The organism is Aquabacterium sp. (assembly GCF_044226965.1).
Lineage (GTDB): Bacteria > Pseudomonadota > Gammaproteobacteria > Burkholderiales > Burkholderiaceae_C > Pseudaquabacterium.
In genome coordinates, this window is the sequence record NZ_JBGAGA010000098.1 from 1 (window position 1) to 20,156 (window position 20,156).

The window sequence follows — 20,156 nt, forward strand, 5'->3', positions numbered from 1 at the left end:
TCAGCGCGCCAGCGTGGCGTACACCCGCGCCAGCTTCTCCGGCAGCTGCTGCGGCCGCTGCACGCGCACGTAGCCGCGCGGGCCGAACAGGTGCGGCAGGTAGTCCTGCGCGCGGTCGTCGATGGTCACGCAGAAGGGCTGGATGCCGGCGGCGCGGGCCTCGGCCACGGCGTGGCGGGTGTCTTCCAGGCCGTAGCGGCCCTCGTAGACGTCCAGGTCGTTGGGCTTGCCGTCGGTCAGCAGCAGCAGCAGGCGCTGTCGTTCGGGACGCTCGGCCAGGCGGCCGGTGGCGTGGCGGATGGCCGCGCCCATCCGGGTATAGAAGCCGGGCTTCACCGCGCCGACCCGCTGCCGTGCCGGCGCGGCCCAGCGCTCGTCGAAACCCTTCAGATGCTGGATGCGCACATGCTGGCGCCGCACCGAGCTGAAGCCGAGCATCTCGAAGGCGTCGCCGGTGGCCGAGAGTGCCTCGCCGAAGACGTGCAGCGCATCGCGGATCACGTCGATCACGCGGCGCTGGTCGTCGACATGGGCATCGGTCGACTGCGACAGATCGGCCAGCAGCAGCGTGGCGAGGCTGCGCTCGCCGGTCTCGCGGCGGGCGAACACGGCCGGCGCGGCGCTGCGCCCGTCGGCACCCGCGGCCGTGCGGTGGCGCACCCAGGCGTCGAGGTCCAGCGCCTCGCCGTCGGTCTCGCCGCGGCGCCAGTGCGGCGCCGCGCGCAGCAGCTCGAAGCGGCGGCGCACCGCGCGGGCCGTGCGGCGCAGCGCGGCGTCGGGCACGAAGGGGCTGCTGTCGCGGGCGACGAAGGTCTGCACCGCGCAGTGTTCAGGCAGCAGGCGCTGCGCGCGGCAGTCCCACTCCGGCAGGCGCTGGCCGTCGCCCAGCGGCAGGTCGTCGGCCGCCGCGCTGGGCAGGTCGAGGTCGAAGCGCACGCGCGAAGCGCAGCGCTGGCCGTCGGGTGCCACGGCCAGGCGGTCCATGTCGTCGGCCGCGTCCTGCGCGGCGCCATCGTCGCTGTCGTCCTCGGCGCGGTTCACGCGCACCAGCTCCGACCAGCTCAGCAGCGATTCGGCACGGAAGAACAGCATGAAGGGCGCGCCTTCGCGCATGGCGGCCACGGTCTCGGCGCGGCGGCGCCGGGTGTCGGCGCCCTGCCCGGCCGGGCCGGTCGCGGCGCGGCGCTCGCCGGTGGCTTCGGCGCGCGCTGCGGCCGCCGCTTCGGCCCCGGCCGTGGCCTGCAGCCACAGCCAGACCGGCGCCACGTCGCGCGGCCCCGGCGCGTCGCCGTCGGGCCCGGCGGGCCGGCCGTTCAATGCCGCCTGCACGGCCTGCTCGGCAGCGCGTGCCGCGCCCCGCAGGCTCGGCAACCCCGGCCGCGCCGCCAGCTGGGCCTGCAGCAGCGCCGCATGGCGCTGCCGCAGGCCGGGCCAGTGCGCCAGCGCACGTTCGGTGGCGGCACGGTTGTCGGCCAGCCAGCCCTGCTGCGGCCGATAACACGCAGCCAGCGCGGCCAGCCACAGGTAGAGGTCGCGGTTGAGTTCGACGCGGTCGAACACCGCCAGGCGCGGCGGCAGCGCCAGTACGCGTTCGTCCAGCTCGGCGCCGGCCGCGCGCCGGCCGCTGCCGGCGATGCGTTGCAGCCAGCTGCGCGGCCCGCCGATGGCCGCTTCGCTCGCGCTGCCGATGCGCAGCCCCGGCAGACCGCCGGCGGCGCGGTACAGCAGGCCGATGGCGCGCTGCACCTGCGCCAGGTCCACCGCGGCCTCGGCATGCGAACGGTCGGCCGCCCGCGTGACGAGCTGGTGCCACCACAGGCCGACGCGCTCTTCCATCAGCCGGCCTCCGCTGCGCGGTCGGCGCAGCCCGCCTCGGGCGGCACCGCACGCGCGGTGCCCAGCGTGATGCTGCCGCGCTGGCGCAGCGTTTCGCGCAGCGCGTCGGCGCCCACCTGCCACTGCAGCAGCGGCGCGCGCTGCTGCGCCGCCTGCGAGTGTTCGCAGGCCTGCAGGCACTGCCCGCACTGCACGCAGGAGAACATGCGGCGCTTGATCTCGCGCGGGCGCAGCCGCATCGGACAGGCGGCGTCGCAGGCCGAACCGGGCGCCGGCGTGCAGTCGCGGCAGTCGCGCGCGCGCGGGCGCTCGAAGCTCACCACCATCGCCTTCGGGTTGGCCATCCAGGCCAGGCTCTGGAACAGGCCCACCGCGCAGCCGAAGCGGCAGAACAGGTGCCGCGCGAACGCGAACTCGAGCGCGAAGACGGCCCAGGCGATGAACAGGAAGCGCGCGGGGCCCGGCGTCATCGACGCGTGCAACAGGCCGCTCCAGACCTCGGCCGGCGGCAGCAGGTAGCTCAGCAAGGTGATCGACCAGACGAAGCCGCCGATCACGCAGGCAGCGGCAAAGGCCGGCCACCAGCGCGCATCGGGGCCGCGGCCGTCGGCGCGCGGCGTGCGCTCGCGGTCCCACAGGCTCAGGCGCGCAGCGGCGCGCTGCAGCAGGCCGTTGATCAGCTCGACCATCGAGAAATGCGGGCACAGCCAGCCGCAGTACAGCCGACCCCAGCGCCAGGCCACGGCCAGGAAGCCGGCCACCAGCACGAGGGCGGGCAGGAAGCCGCGCAGCAGCATCGTGCGCGCGGTCTCGGCGGCGCTGGCGCGGCCGGCGATCAGCTCGCCGATGCCCAGGCTCCAGCGCTGGCCCAGCACCCAGAGCTGGCTTTCGTGCAGGTCGAAGCGCAGCAGGTTCAGAGCAGGCGCGAGCAGGAACAGCGCGAAGAAGCCGAGCTGGAACAGGCGCCGGCGGCGCTGCAGACGCGTGGTTTGCAAGTTAGCGGCGCGGCTGGCCATGGCCAAGTGCGGCACTCACCACTTCGGCCAGCGCCGCAGCGGTGTCCGCATCGTCGGTGAGCGCGTCGACGATCGCGGCCTGCGCGGCGGCTTGCAGATCCAGGCCGGAGGCCACCAGGCGCGCGGCCATCACCAGCAGCCGGGTGCTGGCGGTTTCCTCGAGGTCCTGCTCGGTCAGCCGGCGCAGCGCCTGGCCCAGCCGCACCAGCTGCTCAGCCACCGCTGGCGGCACGCCGCCTTCGGTGGCGACGATGCCGGCCTCGATCTCCGCCGCCGGATAGCCCAGCGCCAGTGCGACGAAGCGCTGCCGCGTGCTGGGCTTCAGGCTCTTCAGCAGGTTCTGGTAGCCCGGGTTGTACGACACCACCAGCATGAAGCCGGGCGGGGCCACCAGCGTCTCGCCGCTGCGTTCGATGTGCAGTGTGCGGCGGTCGTCGGCCAGCGGGTGCAGCACGACGGTGGTGTCCTTGCGCGCTTCCACCACCTCGTCGAGGTAGAGGATGGCGCCTTCGCGCACCGCGCGGGTCAGCGGGCCGTCGCACCACACGGTGTCGCCGCCGACGATGAGGTGGCGGCCGACCAGGTCGGCCGCGCTCAGGTCGTCATGGCAGCTCACCGTGACCAGCGGGCGTTGCAGCCGCGCGGCCATGTGCTCGACGAAGCGCGTCTTGCCGCAGCCGGTGGGGCCCTTGATCAGCAGCGGCAGGCACTGGCGCGCGGCATGCTCGAACAGTGCGCATTCCTGCCCTTGCGCCGCGTAGAACGGCGGCACAGCCACATGCTGCACGCTGGCCATGTCCATCAGGCTGCTCCCTCTGCCTTCACGCGCGCTGCGCCGGGCTGGCCAGCACGCTGCCGCCGACATCCTGCGCCTCCTCCGCGCCTGCGCCGACGAAGAAGCTGCTCAGGTAGGTCAGCAGGCCGACCAGGAAGCCCACGCCGCCGCCGATGCGCACCCAGTAGAAGAAGCTCAGCTGGTCCTGCGTGGCCATGAAGCCCATCGCGTTGCTGGTGGGCAGGCGCTGCAGCCACACCTGCAGGATGCCAGCGCCGGTGAGGGCCAGCACCATCACGCCCATCGCGATGGTCATCAGCCAGAACGACCACATCTCCACCGCCTGCGCGCGCCGGCTGTTGGCCAGGCGGCCGCGCAGCGTGGGCATCGCGTAGCTGATGATCGTGATGACCACCATCACGTAGGCGCCGTAGAAGGCCAGGTGGCCGTGCGCCGCGGTGATCTGCGTGCCGTGGGTGTAGTAGTTGACCGGCTGCAGCGTGTGGATGAAGCCCCACAGGCCCGCGCCGAGGAAGCCCATCACCGAGGTGCCCACCGCCCACAGCACCGCGGCCTGGTTCGGATGTTCGCGCCGGCGGCGCTGCACCATGTTGAAGGCGAACACCGTCATCATGAAGAACGGGATCGGTTCCAGCGCCGAGAACACGCTGCCGATCCAGCCCCAGTAGGCCGGCAGGCCGATGAAGTAGTAGTGGTGGCCGGTGCCGAGGATGCCGGTGATCAGCGCCATCGCGATGATCACGTACATCCACTTGTCGATCACCTCGCGGTCGACGCCGGTGGTCTTGATCAGCACGAAGGCCAGCAGCGCGGCGAGGATCAGTTCCCACACGCCTTCGACCCACAGGTGCACCACCCACCACCAGGCCATCTTGTCCTGCACCAGGTTGTGCGGGTTGTAGAAGCTGAACAGGAACAGCAGCGCCAGCCCGGCCAGGCCCATCAGCAGCACCAGCGTGATGCTGGTCTTGCGGCCCTTGAGCACCGTCATCACGATGTTCAGCAGGAAGCCCAGCGCGACGACCACGATGCCCAGCTTGGTGGGCAGCGGCTGCTCGAGGAACTCGCGCCCCATGGTCTGCAGCAGCTCGTTGCCGGTCAGTTCGGCCAGCTTGGCATAGGGCACGACCAGGTAGCCGACGATCGTCAGCGCCCCGGCCACCAGGAAGATCCAGAACAGCGCCAGCGCGAGCTTCGGGCTCCACAGCTCGGTCTCGGCTTCTTCCGGCACCAGGTAGTAGGCCGCGCCCATGAAGCCGAACAGCAGCCACACGATCAGCAGGTTGGTGTGCACCATCCGCGCCTGGTTGAACGGGATGTACGGGAACAGGAAGTCGCCCATCACGTACTGCAGGCCCAGCCCGAGCCCGAACACGATCTGGCCGACGAAGAGCCCCAGCGCGGCGACGAAGTAGAACTTCGCGACCCGCTGCGAGGCGTATTTCAAGGTGGTGGTTTGCATGACTTCAGCCTTCGATATTGGGCGGCCACTTTTCGGTGTTGATGCCATTGCTCCACTTCAGGAACTCGACCAGGTCGTCCAGCTGCTGGTCGGTGAAGTTGAACTGCGGCATCTGGCGGCGGCCCGGCGCATTGGTGGGCTGGGCCTTGATCCAGCCCTTGATGAAGTCCGGCCCGCGCCGCTGGTAGACATTGCCCAGCTCGGGCGCGAAGTACGCACCTTCGCCCAGCAGCGTGTGGCAGCCGATGCAGTTGCGCGTCTCCCACAGCGCCTTGCCGCGCACCACCGCCGGGGTCAGTGCCGCCTGGTTGGATCGTTGCGGGATCTGCCGGCTGCTGTCGGTGACCAGCACGATGAACAGCAGCGCGAAGAACAGCGCGCCGCCGTAGAAGATGTTGCGGGCCGCCTGCTTGGTGAACCCGCGCGAAGTGCCTGTGCTCACGCCGGCCTCCTCTTCGTGGTTGTGAACACGAAGAAGCCTACGGATTTGCTCGGGCTTGTTCCTTGAACCGGTTCAAGAAATCCCGCGCCGGTGCGGCCGGCGCTATTGCGGCTGGTAAGCGGCCAGGCGTTGCGCGTCCGGGATGCGGATGTCGCGCTTGTCGATCTGGATCAAACCCGCGCCTTCGAGTTCGTGCAACACGCGCGAGAAGTACTCGGGCGTCAGCGACAGCCGCGAGGCGATGGTGGCCTTGCTGACCGGCAGCGACACGGTGACCGGCGCCGCTGTCGCGCCTTCCTCGCCGTCCTGGTCGCGCAGCAGGTAGCCGATGACGCGCTGCAGGCCGCTGTGCAGCGAGTAGGCCTGCACGTCGTGCACCAGGCCATGCAGCCGGCGCGAGATGCCGGCCAGCATGCGCAGCGAGAAGCGCGGGTCGAGTTCGATCTCCTGCAGCACCGCCTGCTTCCTGACGGTGAGCAGCAGCGAATCGGTCAGCGCCTGCGCGTTCACGATGTAGGGCTTGCCGGTGAACATCAGCGCCTCGGCAAAGCTGTTGCCGGGCCCGATCAGCTCGATCACCTTCTCCTGGCCCGCAGGGGACAGCGCGAACAGCTTGACCTGCCCGATCACCGTGACGTGGAACTCCTCGCACGGCTGGCCGACGTGGAACACCATCTCGCCGCGCGCCAGCCGGCGCAGCTGGCAGCCCTGCGCCAGGCGTTCGAGCTCGCCGGGACTCATCTCGTTGAACAGCGGCAGCACCGACAGGTAGCGCGGTACATCGAATTGGCGGGGTTCCATCGGCACGCACCCTCCGTGCGGGATTCGAGCGGCGCATTCTGGCCGGCTCCGCCGGGCCGGCGTTTGCGTTTGATCAGGGATCAAACCCGTCGCGGGCCCAGGGCTTTCACGGCCGCTGGCCGGTGACGGCCAGGTACCGCGCGAAGGCGGCCCGCAGGTCGAGCGTGGCCGTGGGCACGTTCAGCACCACCAGGCGCACCTGCCCCGGCTGCCCGCTGTCGAACTCGGCCGCGGTGGTCTTCCATTCCCACACCGCCCCCTCCAGCCAGCGATGCTCTTCCGGCGCCCCGCGCGAGAGGGCGAAGGTGTGCAGCGTGAAGGTCACCGTCTTGAAGCCCTGCGGGTGGCGCTGCGGGTGGAACATGATCGGCTCGGTGCTGCCGATCTGCGGCGCGTCGGACATCACGGCCACTTCGCTGATGGGCGGTGCGTCGACACGGCGTTCCCAGCGGCCGGGGTTGGTGAAGGGGTAGTAGGGGTGATCCTGCACCTCGACGTCGAGGAACATGCCGTTGTCCAGCGTGAACGCGTCGCGGTAGGCCCACTGGCGCGAGAAGCGTCCGGGCTTCACCACCCGGCCATCGGCGACGATGCGGCAGCACTGGGCAAACCAGATGCGCGGCGCATCGGTCCAGAGCTGGTGGCTGCGCGCCGGGTCGAACTGCAGGTTCATCTGCGCCGACCGGTGCAGCGCGGTGCGCGACAGCGGCTGCCCCAGCGGCAGGTCCGGGTCCTCGTCCGGCGCCGTGGCCGTGCCCAAAGGCAAGGCCGCCGCGGCCGAGGCGAACGACACCACCGACCAGGTGCCCGGGATGCGACCGAATTGCATGGCAGTGCTCCAACCTGGCGCCCGGCAGCCCGGGCACACCCCCGGCACTGTAGGCAGCGGTCGGCGCGCCGGCATCCTGCGGTCGAACGATGGTCACCTGACGAAAGTCAGGCCGGCTGCGGCCACGGCCGGCCGCTCAATCGGGCTTGATCTTCGCGCGCGCGATCACCGGCTTCCAGCGCTGCTGCTCGAGCTGGATGAAGCGCGCGAAATCGGCCGGCGTGCTGCCCACAGCCTGCGCGGCATCGGCTTCCAGCGACTTCAGCGCGGCCGGTTCCTTCACCGCCTTCGCCGCGGCGGCGGCCAGCTTCTCGGCATGGGCCGGCGCGAAGTTCGACGGCGCCAGCAGGCCGTACCACTGCGTCATCTCGAAGCCGGGGAAGCCCTGCTCGGCCACGGTGGGCACGTCGGGCAGCTGCGGCAGGCGCTGCGGGGTGCCGGTGGCAATGCAGCGCAGCTTGCCGGTCTTGATGAACTGCAGCACCGCCGGCGCGCCGACCGCGGCGGCGTCCAGCCGGCCGCCCATCAGGTCGGTCAACTGCGGGCCGGTGCCGCGGTAGGGCACGTGCAGGATGAAGGTGTTGCTGGCCATCTTCAGGTACTCCATCGCCAGGTGCCCGGCACTGCCGTTGCCGGCCGAGCCGTAGCTCAGGGCGCCGGGCTTGGCGCGGGCCATCGCGACGAATTCCTTCAGGTCCTTCACGCCCAGGTCGGGCCGCACCACGTACAGGCTGGGCACCTTGGCCAGCAGCGAGATCGGCTTGAAGTCCTTGTTGGGGTCGTAGGGCAGCTTGTCGAAGATGTACGGGTTGACCGCCAGCGTGCCGATGTGGCCCAGGATCAGCGTGTGCTGGTCGTCGATGCGCGCCACCTCCTGCATCGCCACGTTGCCGGCGCCGCCGGGCTTGTTGTCGACGAAGACGCTCTGGCCCAGCAGCTTGGTCAGCTCGGCGGCGGTGGCACGGGCCACGATCTCCGAACTGCCGCCGGGCGCGAAGGGCACGACGAAGCGCACCGCCTTGCTCGGCCAGGCGGCCTGTGCCGCGCCCAGGCGCGGCCACAGCGCGGTGGTGGCCAGGGTGGCGCCGGCGCCCAGCAGGTGGCGGCGGTTCAGGGTGGGTACGGTCATGCTTGTCTCCAGTGGCAGGGGTTGCAGGGTCAACGGTAGATCGCGGGCCAGCGCGCGCGCAGCATAACGCGGAATCTGATCGTCCTTGAAACTCGTGTGCGGCCAGTCCGAGCCCCAGACCAGGTGCTCGCCGAACAGCCCGGCCGCGCGCCGGATCAGGGGTAGCAGCGCCGCGTAGGGCTCGACCGCGCGTAACCGGTACCAGCCCGAGAGCTTGAGCCAGGCGCCCTGCCCGGCCAGCCTGGCCAGCGCATGCCAGGCCTCGTGATCGGGCGGCAGGTCGGGCGTCAGGCCGGCCAGGTGGTCGAGCACGGCCACCGGCGCGCCAGGCTGTGCATGCAGCGCGGCGATCTCGGGCAGCTGTTCCGGCCGCGCATACCACTGCAGGTGCCAGCCGCGTGGCCTGAGCTGCGGCGCCAGCTGCTTGAAGCGCGCCGGCAGGTCCCACCCGCCCTCGCCCACCGGTGACACGCAGTTCAGCCGCGCGCCGCGCACGCCGGCCGCGTGCATCGCGTCGAGCGCCGCAACGTCGGCCAGCGTCGCCTCGTCCAGCACCACCACGCCACGGTGCCGGCCGGGCTGCGCGCGCAGTGCCTGCAGCAGCAGCGTGTTGTCGGCGCCGTAGACGCTGGGCTGCACCAGCACCAGGTGGCCGCAGCCCAGCGTGGCGGCTTCGGCCTCGATCATCGCCAGCGGCCGGTGCACAGGACGGTAGTGCCCGGCGCGCGGCGGCAGGCCGGCGTCGAACACATGCACATGGCAGTCCCAGCCCGGCGGCAGTTCACTCACGGGTGATGCCCCGCTCCTTGATCACGCGGGCCCACAGCTGGCGCTGGGCCTTCAGGAACGCTGCGGGGTCGCCACTGAACACGTCGCCGCCCAGCACCCGCACGCGGCCCAGCACCTCGGGGTCGGCCATCGCACGGCGCAGCGCGGCGGCCAGCCTCTCGCGCACCGGCGCCGGCACGCCGGCCGGGGCCAGCACCGGGTTCCATTCCAGCACCTCGTGCCCCTTGACGCCGGCCTCGGCCATGGTCGGCACCTCGGGCAAGGCGCGGCAGCGCACCGCGGCCGTCACCGCCAGCGGTCGCAGCCGGCCCGACTGGATGTGACCCAGCGACGACGCCACATTGGCGAAGAACAGCGGCACCTGGCCGCCCATCACGTCGTTCAGTGCGGGGCCGCCGCCGCGGTAGGGCACGTGCGTGAGCTGCACCTTGGCCAGCTGCTCGAACAGCGCGCCGGCCAGGTGCTGCGCCGAGCCATTGCCGGACGAGGCATAGCTCAAGCCGCCCGGCCTGGCCCGCGCCAGGCGCAGCACGTCGGCCACCGACCGGGCCTCGAAGCTGGGCGTGCACACCAGCACGTTCGGGAACTGCGCCAGCACCGCCAGCGGCGCGAACGCGGTGTCGGGGTCGTAGGGCAGCTTCGGGAACAGCGCCGGGTTCACCGCGTACGAAGAGGCATCCAGCAGCAGCAGGCTGCCATCGGCAGGCCCGTGCGCCACCTGACCAGCCGCGATGGTGCCGCTGGCGCCGGGCTTGTTCTCGACCACCACGGTCTGGCCCAGCGCCTCGGCCAGGCGCGGCTGGATCAGGCGTGCCATCACGTCCGCCCCGCCGCCGGCCGGATAGGACACCATCAGCGTGATGGGCTTGCCGCCGGCGATCTCGGCACTGCGGGCCGGCAGCGCCAGCGCGGCGGCAGTGGACGCCGCGAACTGGCGACGCGTCATTTGAATGCTAGCCATTTGGATGTGCCTCAGGTGATGGTCACGGTGTAGTGGAAGGCGTTGGCGTCGCCACGGCTCGTGCGCAGCTCGACGCAGCGGCCTGCCAGGTCGTAGGCCTGGCGGGTGACGACGGCGCAGGGGTGGCCGGCCTGGAGCTTCAGCGACCGGGCCTGTGCCGCGCCCAGACGGCCGAAGCCGATCTCGTCGACCGCGCGGGTGACGTGCACGCCGCAACGCTCGGCAAACAGCGGGTACAGCAGGTCGCCCCACGGCGCCACGTCGCCCTCGGCCAGGGCCTCGAACAGCGGCAGCGGCAGCCAGATGTCTTCCAGCAGGCAGGGCGTGCCGCCCAGCGAGCGCAGGCGCTGCAGGCGCAGCACCGGCTCGCCGCGGCCGATGCCGAGCCGCCGCGCGGCCTCGGCCGGCGCCGGCACCGTCTGCCGCGACAGGATGCGCGAAGCCGGCGTCTCGGCCCCGCTGCCGAAGCGGAAGAAGCGCAGCATCGGCGCGCCGGCGAGGCCGCTGCGGACATAGGTGCCGCGGCCATGCCGCCGCTCGATCAGCCCCTGGTCGGCCAGCAGCTGCAGCGCCTGGCGCAAGGTGCCCAGCGCCACGCCATGCTCGCCGGCCAGCGTGGTCTCGGCCGGCAGTGCCGTGCCCGGCGGCCATTCGCCGGCGACGATGCGCCGCTGCAGCGCGGCCGCCAGCGCGCCGTAGCGGCTTTGACCGGGCGCGGGCTGGACAGGGGCGGCAGGGTCGGACATGCGGGTGACGCAGGCGAGTGATTCAGATTTTTAGTCCTCTAGAGGACTACGCTGGCCGCCAGTATAGCGCCGGGAGAGCGCCGCGGGAAAGGCCTGCAGTGCCCTCCCCGCCGCGGCGTGTCAGAACGCGTAGCGCAGCCGGGCGTAGTACGCCGCGCCGTTGAAGCCGATCGGCGACAGCACGTCGTAGGGGAAGTTGCCGAAGTAGCTGATGTCGTCGATCGAGCGCGTCGGGTAGCGGTCGCCGATGTTGACGCCGCCGATCGCCATGCTGAGCGCGGGCGTCAGCTGCCATTCGGCCTCGAGGTCGAACTGCCACACCGGCGCATAGGTCTGGGTGGGCACGAAGCCGTCGCCGAAGTCGAACACCCGCGTGGTGCTGCCGTGGCGCGTGGCGCGCAGCAGGCCGGTGAAGCGGCCTTCGTGCCAGGTGGCCGAGAGCACATGGCGCTGGCGCGGCGCGGCATCGGTGAGCGTGTTGACCTCTTCGAGCCCGACGCCGGCGCCGGGGTCGAGCCGGCGGATGCGCGTGCGGGTGAACGAAGAGGCCAGGCTCAGCTGCAGTTCGCCGGCGCCGACGCGCTGCACATGGTTGGCCACCAGGTCGACACCGCGGGTGCGGGTGTCGATCGCGTTGGTGAAGAAGTTGAAGCTGTCGTCGCCGCGCGAGAAGCGCTGCGACAAGGTGATGCGGTCGTCGATGTCGATGCGGTAGGCATCGATCGTCAGCGTGGTCTGCTTCGCGGGCTGCCAGGTGAAGCCGGCGCTCAGGTTGCGCGAGGTCTCGGCCTTCAGGTCGCGCGCACCCAGTTCGCGCGCGATCGGGTGCTCCACCGGCAGCAGGCGCACCTGCGTCAGCTGCCCGCCTTCACCGAAATCGCTGACGGTGAACGAGAAGCCGCGCTGGGCCAGCGAGGGCGCGCGGTAGTTGGTGGACGCCGCGCCGCGCAGCGCGACGCCCGGCGCCATCGCCCAGCGGGCCGAGAGCTTGCCGGTGCCGGCGCCGCCGAAGTCACTGCTGTGGTCCCAGCGCAGCGCGGCGTTGGTGTCCAGGCCGGGCAGCAGTGCGCCGCCGAAGTCGGCATACACGCCCGCCAGCGTGCGGCCCAGGCTCACCGCATCCACCGGCTGCAGCCCCGGGCCGGCCTGGGCACCGGCACTGCCCCCGGCGTCGCCCGCGGCATACGAGGCCGGGTCGCCGGCGCGCGTGCGGAACTGGTCGCGCCGCAGCTCGCCGCCCAGCGCCAGGGTCCAGGGCGCGGCGATACCCGGCAGGCGCAGCTCGCGCGTCAGGTCCAGGTTGGCACTGGTCTGGTCGAAGGCGAAGCGGCCGAGATCGAAGCTCGTCGGGCTGGCCGGGCCCAGGGAGGCGTTCAGCGAATGGCGCAGGCCGTAGTCGAAGCGGTTGCCGCCGAAGTTCAGGCTGGCGTCGTAGGACCAGTCGGCATCCAGGTTGCCGCGCACCCCGCCGACCAGCTGCAGGTCGGTGTTGCGGCCGGTGGTCTCGGGCCGGAAGCCCTGCGGGTAGATCGACTTCACGTTCGCGCTGCCGTCGGGGTAGCGGAAGAACGCGCTGCCGACGCTGTTGCGCCGGTTCAGCGTGGCAAAGGCATAGGCGGTGTGCGTGCCGCCCAGCGCCCGGCTGCCGTTGGCCCACAGGTTCAGCGCGTCCACCGCGGGCTCGCCGGCGGCGTAGTTGCGCTGGCCCTGCAACGCCAGGTTGGCGGGCGTCTGGTCTTCGAAGAACGGCACCTGGTCCAGGCCGGCACGGTTGGTGGCCTTGCGCGTGCCCAGCTCCACGCCGAAGCGCAGCGCGCCGCCGTTCAGGGCCACGCCGCTCTTGGCGCGCAGGTCGAGGTTCTGGCCGTCGGTGATGTGCTGGCCGGTGGGCTCGAACTTCGTATGGAAGGCGCCGGTGCCGGCTTCCAGCACGCTGCCGCTGCCGCTGCCTTCGAGCACGATGTTGATGACGCCGGCGATCGCGTCCGAACCGTACTGCGCGCCGGCGCCGTCGCGCAGCACCTCGATGCGCTGCACCGCATTCAGCGGGATCGCGTTCAGGTCCACCGGATTGGTGCCCTTGCCGATCTTCGAGTCCAGGTTCACCACCGCGGCGGTGTGGCGGCGCTTGCCGTTCACCAGCACCAGCACCTGGTCGGGCGACAGGCCGCGCAGCTGCGCCGGCCGCACATGGTCGGCACCGCTGCTGTTGCTCTGGCGCGGGAAGTTGAACGAGGGCAGCAGGGTCTGCAGGGCCAGCGCCAGGTCGCCGCTGTTGCCGGCGGCGCGCTGCAGGTCCTCGGCCGTCAGCACGTCGATCGGCGCGGTCGAGGTGATCACCGTGCGGTCGCGTGCCCGGGTGCCGGTGACGACGACGGTGTCCGGCGCAGCGGACTGCGCCAGTGCATCGGCGGCCAGGGCCGTCAGCAGCAAGAGAGGAAGGCGGCGGAGGGTGGGCGAAGTGGCGGGGCGCGTCGTCATGGGCTGTTGTGCTTGGGCGTTAGTGGCAGGCGCCTTTGCAGCGCCGAACCAGTGAGCCTAAACCAGCCGCAGCCCGTGGGCCAACATCGGCATCGGCATGTGCTAATGCCGCCACAGTCCCTTTGCCCCGCCGCATCAAGGCACGAAGCGGTAGCCGATGCCGGTCTCCGTGACCAGGTGCTGCGGCTGCGCCGGGTCGGCCTCGATCTTCTTGCGCAGCTGACCCATGTAGACGCGCAGGTAGTGCGTGTCTTCGCCATGGTTCGGGCCCCACACCGCGCGCAGCAGCTGGCGGTGCGTCAGCACGCAGTGCGGGTGCGCGGCCAGGTGGGTGAGCAGGCGGTACTCGATGGGTGTCAGGTGCAGCGGCGCGCCGGCGCGTTCCACCGTGCGGCGCGCCAGGTCCACCTGCACCTCGCCGAAGGCCAGCAGCGAGCTTGCACTGCGTGGCGCCATCGCGCGGCGGCGCAGGTGCGCGCGCACGCGGGCCAGCAGTTCGCCCACGCCGAAGGGCTTGATCAGGTAGTCGTCGGCGCCGGCATCGAGCGCCTCGATCTTGTCGGCCTCGTCGGTGCGCGCGGAAACCACGATGACCGGGATGTCGGACCAGCCGCGCAGCGAGCGCACCAGCTCGACGCCATCGCCGTCCGGCAGCCCGAGGTCCAGCACCAGCAGGTCGGGCCGGCGCGTGCCGGCCTCGATCAGGCCACGCTGCAGCGATTCGGCCTCGTAGACCTCGAAACCCTCGCGCTCGAGCGTCATGCGCTCGAAGCGGCGCAGCTCGGGTTCGTCCTCGACGACCAGGATGCGCAGGTGCGGGTCGTTCATCGCTCAGGCCTCCTCGCCGGGTTCGTCGATCGCCGGCGGCTCGCCGCGCGGCAGCTCGATCATGAAACGTGCGCCGCCGCTTGGCCGCGTCTCGCCGCGGATATGGCCGCCGTGCGCCTCCACGATGGCACGGCAGATCGCCAGGCCCAGGCCGACGCCGGGCGTGGCGCTTTCCTTGCGGCCGCGCTCGAACATCTGGAAGATGGCCTCCTCGCGGTGCCTGGGCAGGCCGGGGCCGTGGTCGTCGATGACGATGCGCACGCTGTCGTCGACGACCGTCGCGCCGATCTCGATGGCGCTGCCGGCCGGCGTGTATTTCACCGCGTTCTCCAGCAGGTTGCACAGCACGCGCTCGAACAGCACCGGGTCCACATGCAGCAGCGGCAGCTCGGCCGGCAGCTGCACCTTCACGCGCTGCGGGTCGATGCTGCCGGTGAGCGCGCGCAAGGCGCCGCCCACCGCCTCTTCGAGCGGCAGCCACTGGCGGTTCAGCGCCACCTGGCCCGATTGCAGCCGCGCCATGTCCAGCAGGTTCACCACCAGCGAGTTCATGCGGCGCGAGGCCTCGCGCATGGCCTGCGCGATCTCGGCCTGGCGCGAGCCGGGCGGCGCGCTCAGGCCCATCTCGTCGGCCATGCCCACCAGCGCGGCGAGCGGGGTGCGCAGATCGTGCGAGATGGCCGCCAGCAGCGAATTGCGCAGACGCTCGGATTCCATCTGCACCGTGGTGCTCTGCGCCACTTCGACGTAGTGGATGCGCTCGAGCGAGATCGCCAGCAGCGAGGCGCAGGTGTCCAGCACGCGGCGCTGCTCGGGGCCGGCCAGGCGCTCGGCCTGCTGCGGCTCGATGGCCAGCACGCCGCGCATGCGCATCGGCGCCTTCAGCGGCAGGTACAGGATGGTCGAGGCCGGCAGGGTGTGCGTGCCCTGCCCCGCGGCCTCCGCATGGTCGAAGGCCCATTGCGCGATGGCGCCGTCCACGCCCACCGGTGCCGGTGCGCCGGGTATCGTCACCGCGGGCAGCAGCCGGTCGCCCACATCGGCCACCAGCAGCGCGGCACGCGCCTCGAACTCGCTGCGCATGAAGCGCGCAGCCACCTCGGCCACCTGCTCGGCCATCAGCGCACCGGAAAGCTCGCGCGACATCGCGTACAGCGCGCGCATGCGTTCCTCGCGCTGCGTGGCCACGTCGGCCTGGAAGCGCAGGCCCGCGGTGAGCTGGCCGATCACCAGCGCCACGACCAGCATGATCGCGAAGGTCAGCAGGTACTGCGCGTCGCTGACGCTGAAGGTGAAGCGCGGCGGCACGTAGAAGAAATCGAAGGCGCCCACCGACAGGAAGGCCGCCAGCACCGCCGGCCCGCGCCCCAGCCAGACCGCGGTGAGCACGACGGCGAGCAGGAACACCATCACGATGTTGGCGAGATCGAGCCGCGTGACCAGCGGCGCCGTCAGCAGCGTGACGCCGGCGCAGATCGCCGCGCTCCAGACATAGGGCCGCCAAGCCGGGCGTCGCGCAGCGGCCACGCCTTCGGCCGCGGCCTCGCGCCGCCACCAGGGCTGCCAGCCGGCACGCTCGCGCGCGGGCAGCGCGATCTGCATCACGTCCAGGTCCGGGCCCATGCCGCCCACCGCCTCGGCCAGCGTGTTGCGCCAGCGCGGCGGAGGCCGGCCGGTGTCGCGGCCGAGCACGATGCGCGATAGGTTGTGGTCGTGCGCGTACTTGACGATGGTGGCCGCCAGCGCACTGCCGCTGGGCGTGGCGACAGTGGCGCCCGATTCCTGCGCCAGGTTCAGCGCGCGGTTCAGGCGCTGGCGCTGCGCCTCGGGCAGGCGCTGCAGCTGCGGCGTTTCCACGCAGATGCAGTGCCAGGGCACGTCCAGCTGCCCGGCCAGGCGCGCGGCGCCGCGCACCAGCTTTTCCGATCGCTCGTCGGGGCCGATGCACAGCAGCAGCGCCTCGCGCGTCTGCCACACCGGTGCGCCCGATTGCGCACGCCGGTAGTCCAGCATCTCCTCGTCGACGCGGTCGGCGGTGCGGCGCAGCGCCAGCTCGCGCAGCGCGATCAGGTTGCCCTTGCGGAAGAAGTTGCGCACCGCGGTGGCGGCCTGCTGCGGCAGGTAGACCTTGCCTTCCTTCAGGCGCTGCAGCAGGTCGTCCGGCGGCAGGTCGACGATGACCACCTCGTCGGCCTCGTCGAACACGCGGTCGGGCACCGTCTCCCACACCCGGATGCCGGTGATGCCGCTGACCACGTCGTTGAGCGTCTCGAGGTGCTGGACGTTGATGGTGGACCACACGTCGATGCCGGCGTCGAGCAGTTCCTCCACGTCCTGCCAGCGCTTGGGATGGCGCGAGCCGGCGACGTTGGAATGCGCCAGCTCGTCCACCAGCACCAGCCGCGGCGCGCGCTTGAGCGTGCCGTCGAGGTCGAACTCCTTCAGCACGCGGCCGCGGTAGCCGACCTCCTTCAGCGGCAAGGTCTCGAAGCCGGCCAGCATCGCCTGCGTATCGGCGCGGCCATGCGTTTCGATGACGCCGATGACCACGTCGACGCCCTGCTCGCGCTGCGCCCGTGCGGCCGACAGCATCGCGTAGGTCTTGCCCACGCCGGCCGAGGCGCCGAAGAAGATCTTCAGCTTGCCGCGCTGCGCCTGCGCCTCTTCCTGCTTCAGGCGGGCAAGCAGCTCGTCGGGGTCGGGGCGCTGGTCGGTCATGGGCGTGTCGCCGCGCCAGCATAGCGGCGCATCAGCGGTGGCGCATCGCGTCGAGCGCCAGGTTCAGGGCCAGCACGTTGACGCGCGGCTCGCCCAGCAGGCCCAGCGTGCGGCCTTCGGTGTGCTGCGCCACCAGCGCGCGCAGCGCCTCGGGCGCCAGCGCAGCGCGCAGGTTCAGGGCCAGCACGCGCGCGCGGCTCGCCTGGGCAGGCCCAGCCGGTGGCGCGCCACCAGCGCGCGGCGCGGGCGACCCGCGGCAGCTGGTACTCGATGCCGGCCGGGCTCAGGTGCGGATCGAGACCGCTGGCCGAGGCGGTGACCAGGTCCACCGGCACCGGTGCCGTATTGCCCGGGTCGGCGGCCTTCAGCGCCTCGACGCGGCCTTTCACCGCGTCCACCAGGGCCGGGTTCAGCGGGCCCTGGTTCGAGCCCGACGAGTTGGCGGCGTTGTAAGGCATCGGCGAGGTGGCCGAGGGCCGGCCCCAGAAGTGGCCGGGGTCACTGAAGTTCTGGCCGATCAACGACGAGCCGACGGCCTGGCCGCTGGCATTGCGCAACAGGCTGCCAGCAGCCTGCTGCGGGAAGGCCACGCGGGCGATGCCGGTGACGGCCAGCGGGTAGACGATGCCGGTGACGACGCTGAGCAGCACGAACAGCGTCAGGGCGGGACGGATCAATGTCTTCATGATGGTTCTCTGCCTCGGTTCAGACCAGGCCGGTGGCGGCAAGGATCAGGTCGATCGCCTTGATGCCGATGAAGGGCACGATCACCCCGCCCAGGCCATAGACCAGCAGGTTCTTGCGCAACAGCGTGGCCGCGCCCAATGGGCGATAGCGGACGCCCTTCAGCGCCAACGGGATCAGCGCCACGATGATCAGCGCGTTGAAGATCACCGCCGAAAGAATCGCCGAGCCCGGGCTGGCCAGGCGCATCAGGTTCAGCGCCCCCAGCTGCGGGTAGGTGCCGACGAAGGCGGCCGGGATGATCGCGAAGTACTTCGCGATGTCGTTGGCGATCGAGAAGGTGGTCAGCGAGCCGCGCGTCATCAGCATCTGCTTGCCGGTTTCCACCACCTCGATCAATTTGGTCGGGTTGCTGTCCAGGTCCACCATGTTGCCGGCTTCCTTGGCGGCCTGGGTGCCGGAGTTCATCGCCACCGCCACGTCGGCCTGGGCCAGCGCGGGCGCGTCGTTGGTGCCGTCGCCGGTCATCGCCACGAGGCGCCCTTCAGCCTGGTGCTGGCGGATCAGCGCCAGCTTCTGCTCCGGCGTGGCCTCGGCCAGGAAGTCGTCGACACCGGCCTCGGCGGCAATGGCCGCAGCGGTGAGCCGGTTGTCGCCGGTCACCATCACCGTCTTGATGCCCATGCGGCGCAGCTCGGCAAAGCGTTCCTTGATGCCGCCCTTGACGATGTCCTTCAGCTCGATGACGCCGAGCACCTTGAGCCCGTCGCTCACCACCAGCGGCGTGCTGCCGCGGCGCGCACCTCTTCCACTGCCGAGTTCATCGCCGCCGGGAAGCTGCCGCCCAGGCTTTCCACCTGCTTGCGGATGGCATCGGCCGCGCCCTTGCGGATCTGCCGGCCCGGCAGGTCGACGCCGCTCATGCGCGTCTGCGCCGAGAAGTGCACGAACTGCGCCTGCAGCGACTGCACGTCGCGCTCGCGCAGCTTGAACTTCTGCTTGGCCAGCACGACGATGCTGCGGCCTTCGGGCGTCTCGTCGGCCAGCGAGGCCAGTTGCGCCGCGTCGGCGAGATCGGCTTCCTTCACACCGGGCGCCGGCAGGAACAGCGAGGCATGGCGGTTGCCCAGCGTGATGGTGCCGGTCTTGTCCAGCAGCAGCACGTCCACGTCGCCGGCGGCCTCCACTGCGCGGCCCGAGGTGGCGATGACGTTGGCCTGCATCATGCGGCTCATGCCGGCGACGCCGATGGCCGACAGCAGCCCGGCAATCGTCGTCGGGATCAGGCACACCAGCAGCGCAACGAGCACGGTGATCGTCACCGGCTGGCCGGCCTTGGTGACGTCCACGCTGTACAGCGAGTACGGCAGCAAGGTGACCGTGACGGCCAGGAACACGATGGTCAGCGCCACCAGCAGGATCGTCAGCGCAATCTCGTTCGGTGTCTTCTGCCGCTTGGCGCCTTCGACCATCGCGATCATGCGGTCGACGAAGGTCTCGCCCGCGCGGCGACGCGCACGACGATCCAGTCCGCCGGAACATCTTCGTGCCGCCGGTCACCGCCGAGAAGTCGCCCGCGCGGATCACCGGCGCGGATTCACCGGTGATGGCGCTCTCGTCAACCGAGGCCACGCCTTCGATCACGTCGCCGTCGGCCGGGATCACATCGCCGGCCATCACCAGCACCACATGACGTTCTGCGCAAAGACGTGGACTCGATCGGATGCCATTTGGCGTCGTACTTGGGTTCCTCGAGCATCTTCGCCCAGGTCTGCGCTTCAGGCTGTGCAGCGAGGCCGCCTGCGCCTTGCTGCGCCCTTCGGCCAGCGATCGGCGAAGTTCGCGAACAGGACCGTAGAACCACAGCCACAGCGTGATGGCGAGGATGAATCCCGGCGGTGCCTCGCCTTGGCCCGCAAGGCCTGCACGCACAGCGCGGTGGTCAGCAGGCTGCCGACGTAGACGACGAACATCACCGGGTTGCGCCATTGCACCCGGGGACTGAGCTTGAACGAGTCGACGATGGCCGGCTTGACCAGCGTCGGGTCGAACAATGAAAGGTCTTGCGGGTCATGATGGCCATTTCCACAGCATCAGGTGCTCGATCATCGGCCCCAGGGCCAGCGCGGGCACGTAGTTCAGCAGCTTCTCCACCAGCAGCACCACGCCGATCAGCAGCGAGACGTCGAACAGCAGCCCGTGCGCATCGCCGGTGACGGCAATGCGCTTCTTGGCGGCCAGCGAGCCGGCCAGCGCGAGCACCGGCACGATCACGCCGAAGCGGCCGAACCACATCGCCAGGCCGAGCATCACGCTTGTAGAACGGCGTATTGGCCGACAAGCCCGCAAAGGCGCTGCCGTTGTTGTTGGGGCCGCCGAGGTGAGCGCATAGAGGATCTCGCTGAAGCCATGCGCGCCAGGGCTGGCGGTGCCGGCGGCCGGCATCGGCCATCACCGCGACGGCCGTGCCCAGCAACACGAGCAGCGGCGTGACGAGGATGGCGATCGAGCTCATCTTCATCTCGTAGGCCTCGATCTTCTTGCCCAGGTACTCGGGCGTGCGGCCGATCATCAGCCCGGCGATGAACACCGCGAGGATCGCGAACACCAGCATGCCGTAGCGCCGCCGGTGCCGGTG

13 protein-coding genes and 4 pseudogenes are annotated in these 20,156 nt (G+C 71.0%); all 17 read right to left on the minus strand.

Translation table 11 applies throughout. From position 1 onward, the window contains the following. Positions 1–1,836, minus strand: a complete 1,836-nt coding sequence (locus tag ACILR4_RS26865; RefSeq protein ID WP_395703972.1) for a nitric oxide reductase activation protein NorD — start codon at positions 1,834–1,836, stop codon at positions 1–3. Then, a complete protein-coding gene (locus ACILR4_RS26870; protein WP_395703973.1) occupies positions 1,836–2,831 on the minus strand; it encodes a 4Fe-4S binding protein in 996 nt (331 codons plus the stop codon). The genes ACILR4_RS26865 and ACILR4_RS26870 overlap by 1 nt, the downstream gene beginning before the upstream one ends. 1 nt (position 2,832) lies before the next feature. Next, positions 2,833–3,654, minus strand: a complete 822-nt coding sequence (locus ACILR4_RS26875; RefSeq protein ID WP_395703974.1) for a CbbQ/NirQ/NorQ/GpvN family protein — start codon at positions 3,652–3,654, stop codon at positions 2,833–2,835. A 19-nt stretch (positions 3,655–3,673) separates the two neighbouring features. Next, positions 3,674–5,110 carry a cbb3-type cytochrome c oxidase subunit I gene (locus ACILR4_RS26880; RefSeq protein ID WP_395703975.1) on the minus strand — a complete coding sequence of 479 codons (1,437 nt, stop codon included), beginning with the start codon at positions 5,108–5,110 and terminating at the stop codon, positions 3,674–3,676. Between the two features lie 4 nt (positions 5,111–5,114). Continuing rightward, positions 5,115–5,552, minus strand: coding sequence for a c-type cytochrome (locus ACILR4_RS26885; RefSeq protein WP_395703976.1), 438 nt, complete (start codon positions 5,550–5,552; stop codon positions 5,115–5,117). 102 nt (positions 5,553–5,654) lie between these two features. Further along, positions 5,655–6,353: a Crp/Fnr family transcriptional regulator gene (locus tag ACILR4_RS26890; protein ID WP_395703977.1), complete on the minus strand. Its 699-nt coding sequence runs from the start codon at positions 6,351–6,353 to the stop codon at positions 5,655–5,657. A gap of 106 nt (positions 6,354–6,459) precedes the next feature. Further along, entirely contained in the window at positions 6,460–7,182 is a 723-nt protein-coding gene (locus tag ACILR4_RS26895; RefSeq protein WP_395703978.1) for a hypothetical protein, read from the minus strand. A gap of 136 nt (positions 7,183–7,318) precedes the next feature. Further along, a complete protein-coding gene (locus ACILR4_RS26900; RefSeq protein ID WP_395703984.1) occupies positions 7,319–8,311 on the minus strand; it encodes a Bug family tripartite tricarboxylate transporter substrate binding protein in 993 nt (330 codons plus the stop codon). An 87-nt stretch (positions 8,312–8,398) separates the two neighbouring features. Further along, a pseudogene (locus ACILR4_RS26905) lies at positions 8,399–9,100 on the minus strand (amidohydrolase family protein); the annotation flags it as partial. Next, the gene (locus ACILR4_RS26910; protein ID WP_395703979.1) at positions 9,093–10,061 is read right to left on the minus strand and encodes a tripartite tricarboxylate transporter substrate binding protein; all 969 of its coding nucleotides are present in this window, start codon (positions 10,059–10,061) and stop codon (positions 9,093–9,095) included. The gene ACILR4_RS26910 and the pseudogene ACILR4_RS26905, both read right to left, overlap by 8 nt. Positions 10,062–10,072: 11 nt before the next feature. Continuing rightward, positions 10,073–10,807 carry a GntR family transcriptional regulator gene (locus ACILR4_RS26915; protein WP_395703980.1) on the minus strand — a complete coding sequence of 245 codons (735 nt, stop codon included), beginning with the start codon at positions 10,805–10,807 and terminating at the stop codon, positions 10,073–10,075. Between the two features lie 120 nt (positions 10,808–10,927). Then, positions 10,928–13,240, minus strand: coding sequence for a TonB-dependent receptor plug domain-containing protein (locus ACILR4_RS26920; protein WP_395703981.1), 2,313 nt, complete (start codon positions 13,238–13,240; stop codon positions 10,928–10,930). Positions 13,241–13,423: 183 nt separating this feature from the next. After that, on the minus strand, positions 13,424–14,116 hold the full coding sequence (gene kdpE / locus ACILR4_RS26925; protein ID WP_395703982.1) for a two-component system response regulator KdpE: 693 nt from the start codon (positions 14,114–14,116) through the stop codon (positions 13,424–13,426). Positions 14,117–14,119: 3 nt separating this feature from the next. Further along, positions 14,120–16,834 (minus strand): two-component system sensor histidine kinase KdpD, encoded by a 2,715-nt coding sequence (gene kdpD / locus ACILR4_RS26930; RefSeq protein WP_395703983.1) that lies wholly within the window; start codon positions 16,832–16,834, stop codon positions 14,120–14,122. 31 nt (positions 16,835–16,865) lie between these two features. Further along, positions 16,866–17,520, minus strand: a pseudogene (kdpC, locus tag ACILR4_RS26935) (potassium-transporting ATPase subunit KdpC). Between the two features lie 19 nt (positions 17,521–17,539). Beyond that, a pseudogene (kdpB, locus tag ACILR4_RS26940) lies at positions 17,540–19,572 on the minus strand (potassium-transporting ATPase subunit KdpB). 16 nt (positions 19,573–19,588) lie between these two features. Next, a pseudogene (locus ACILR4_RS26945) lies at positions 19,589–20,132 on the minus strand (potassium-transporting ATPase subunit KdpA). Positions 20,133–20,156: the final 24 nt, after the last annotated feature.

Coding starts and splice junctions, on each gene's coding strand:
- kdpE (WP_395703982.1), bottom strand. CDS start 14,116: ATGAACGACCCGCACCTGCGCATCCTGGTCGTCGAGGACGAACCCGAG.
- ACILR4_RS26865 (WP_395703972.1), bottom strand. CDS start 1,836: ATGGAAGAGCGCGTCGGCCTGTGGTGGCACCAGCTCGTCACGCGGGCG.
- ACILR4_RS26900 (WP_395703984.1), bottom strand. CDS start 8,311: ATGACCGTACCCACCCTGAACCGCCGCCACCTGCTGGGCGCCGGCGCC.
- ACILR4_RS26875 (WP_395703974.1), bottom strand. CDS start 3,654: ATGGACATGGCCAGCGTGCAGCATGTGGCTGTGCCGCCGTTCTACGCG.
- ACILR4_RS26895 (WP_395703978.1), bottom strand. CDS start 7,182: ATGCAATTCGGTCGCATCCCGGGCACCTGGTCGGTGGTGTCGTTCGCC.
- kdpD (WP_395703983.1), bottom strand. CDS start 16,834: ATGACCGACCAGCGCCCCGACCCCGACGAGCTGCTTGCCCGCCTGAAG.
- ACILR4_RS26890 (WP_395703977.1), bottom strand. CDS start 6,353: ATGGAACCCCGCCAATTCGATGTACCGCGCTACCTGTCGGTGCTGCCG.
- ACILR4_RS26880 (WP_395703975.1), bottom strand. CDS start 5,110: ATGCAAACCACCACCTTGAAATACGCCTCGCAGCGGGTCGCGAAGTTC.
- ACILR4_RS26910 (WP_395703979.1), bottom strand. CDS start 10,061: ATGGCTAGCATTCAAATGACGCGTCGCCAGTTCGCGGCGTCCACTGCC.
- ACILR4_RS26915 (WP_395703980.1), bottom strand. CDS start 10,807: ATGTCCGACCCTGCCGCCCCTGTCCAGCCCGCGCCCGGTCAAAGCCGC.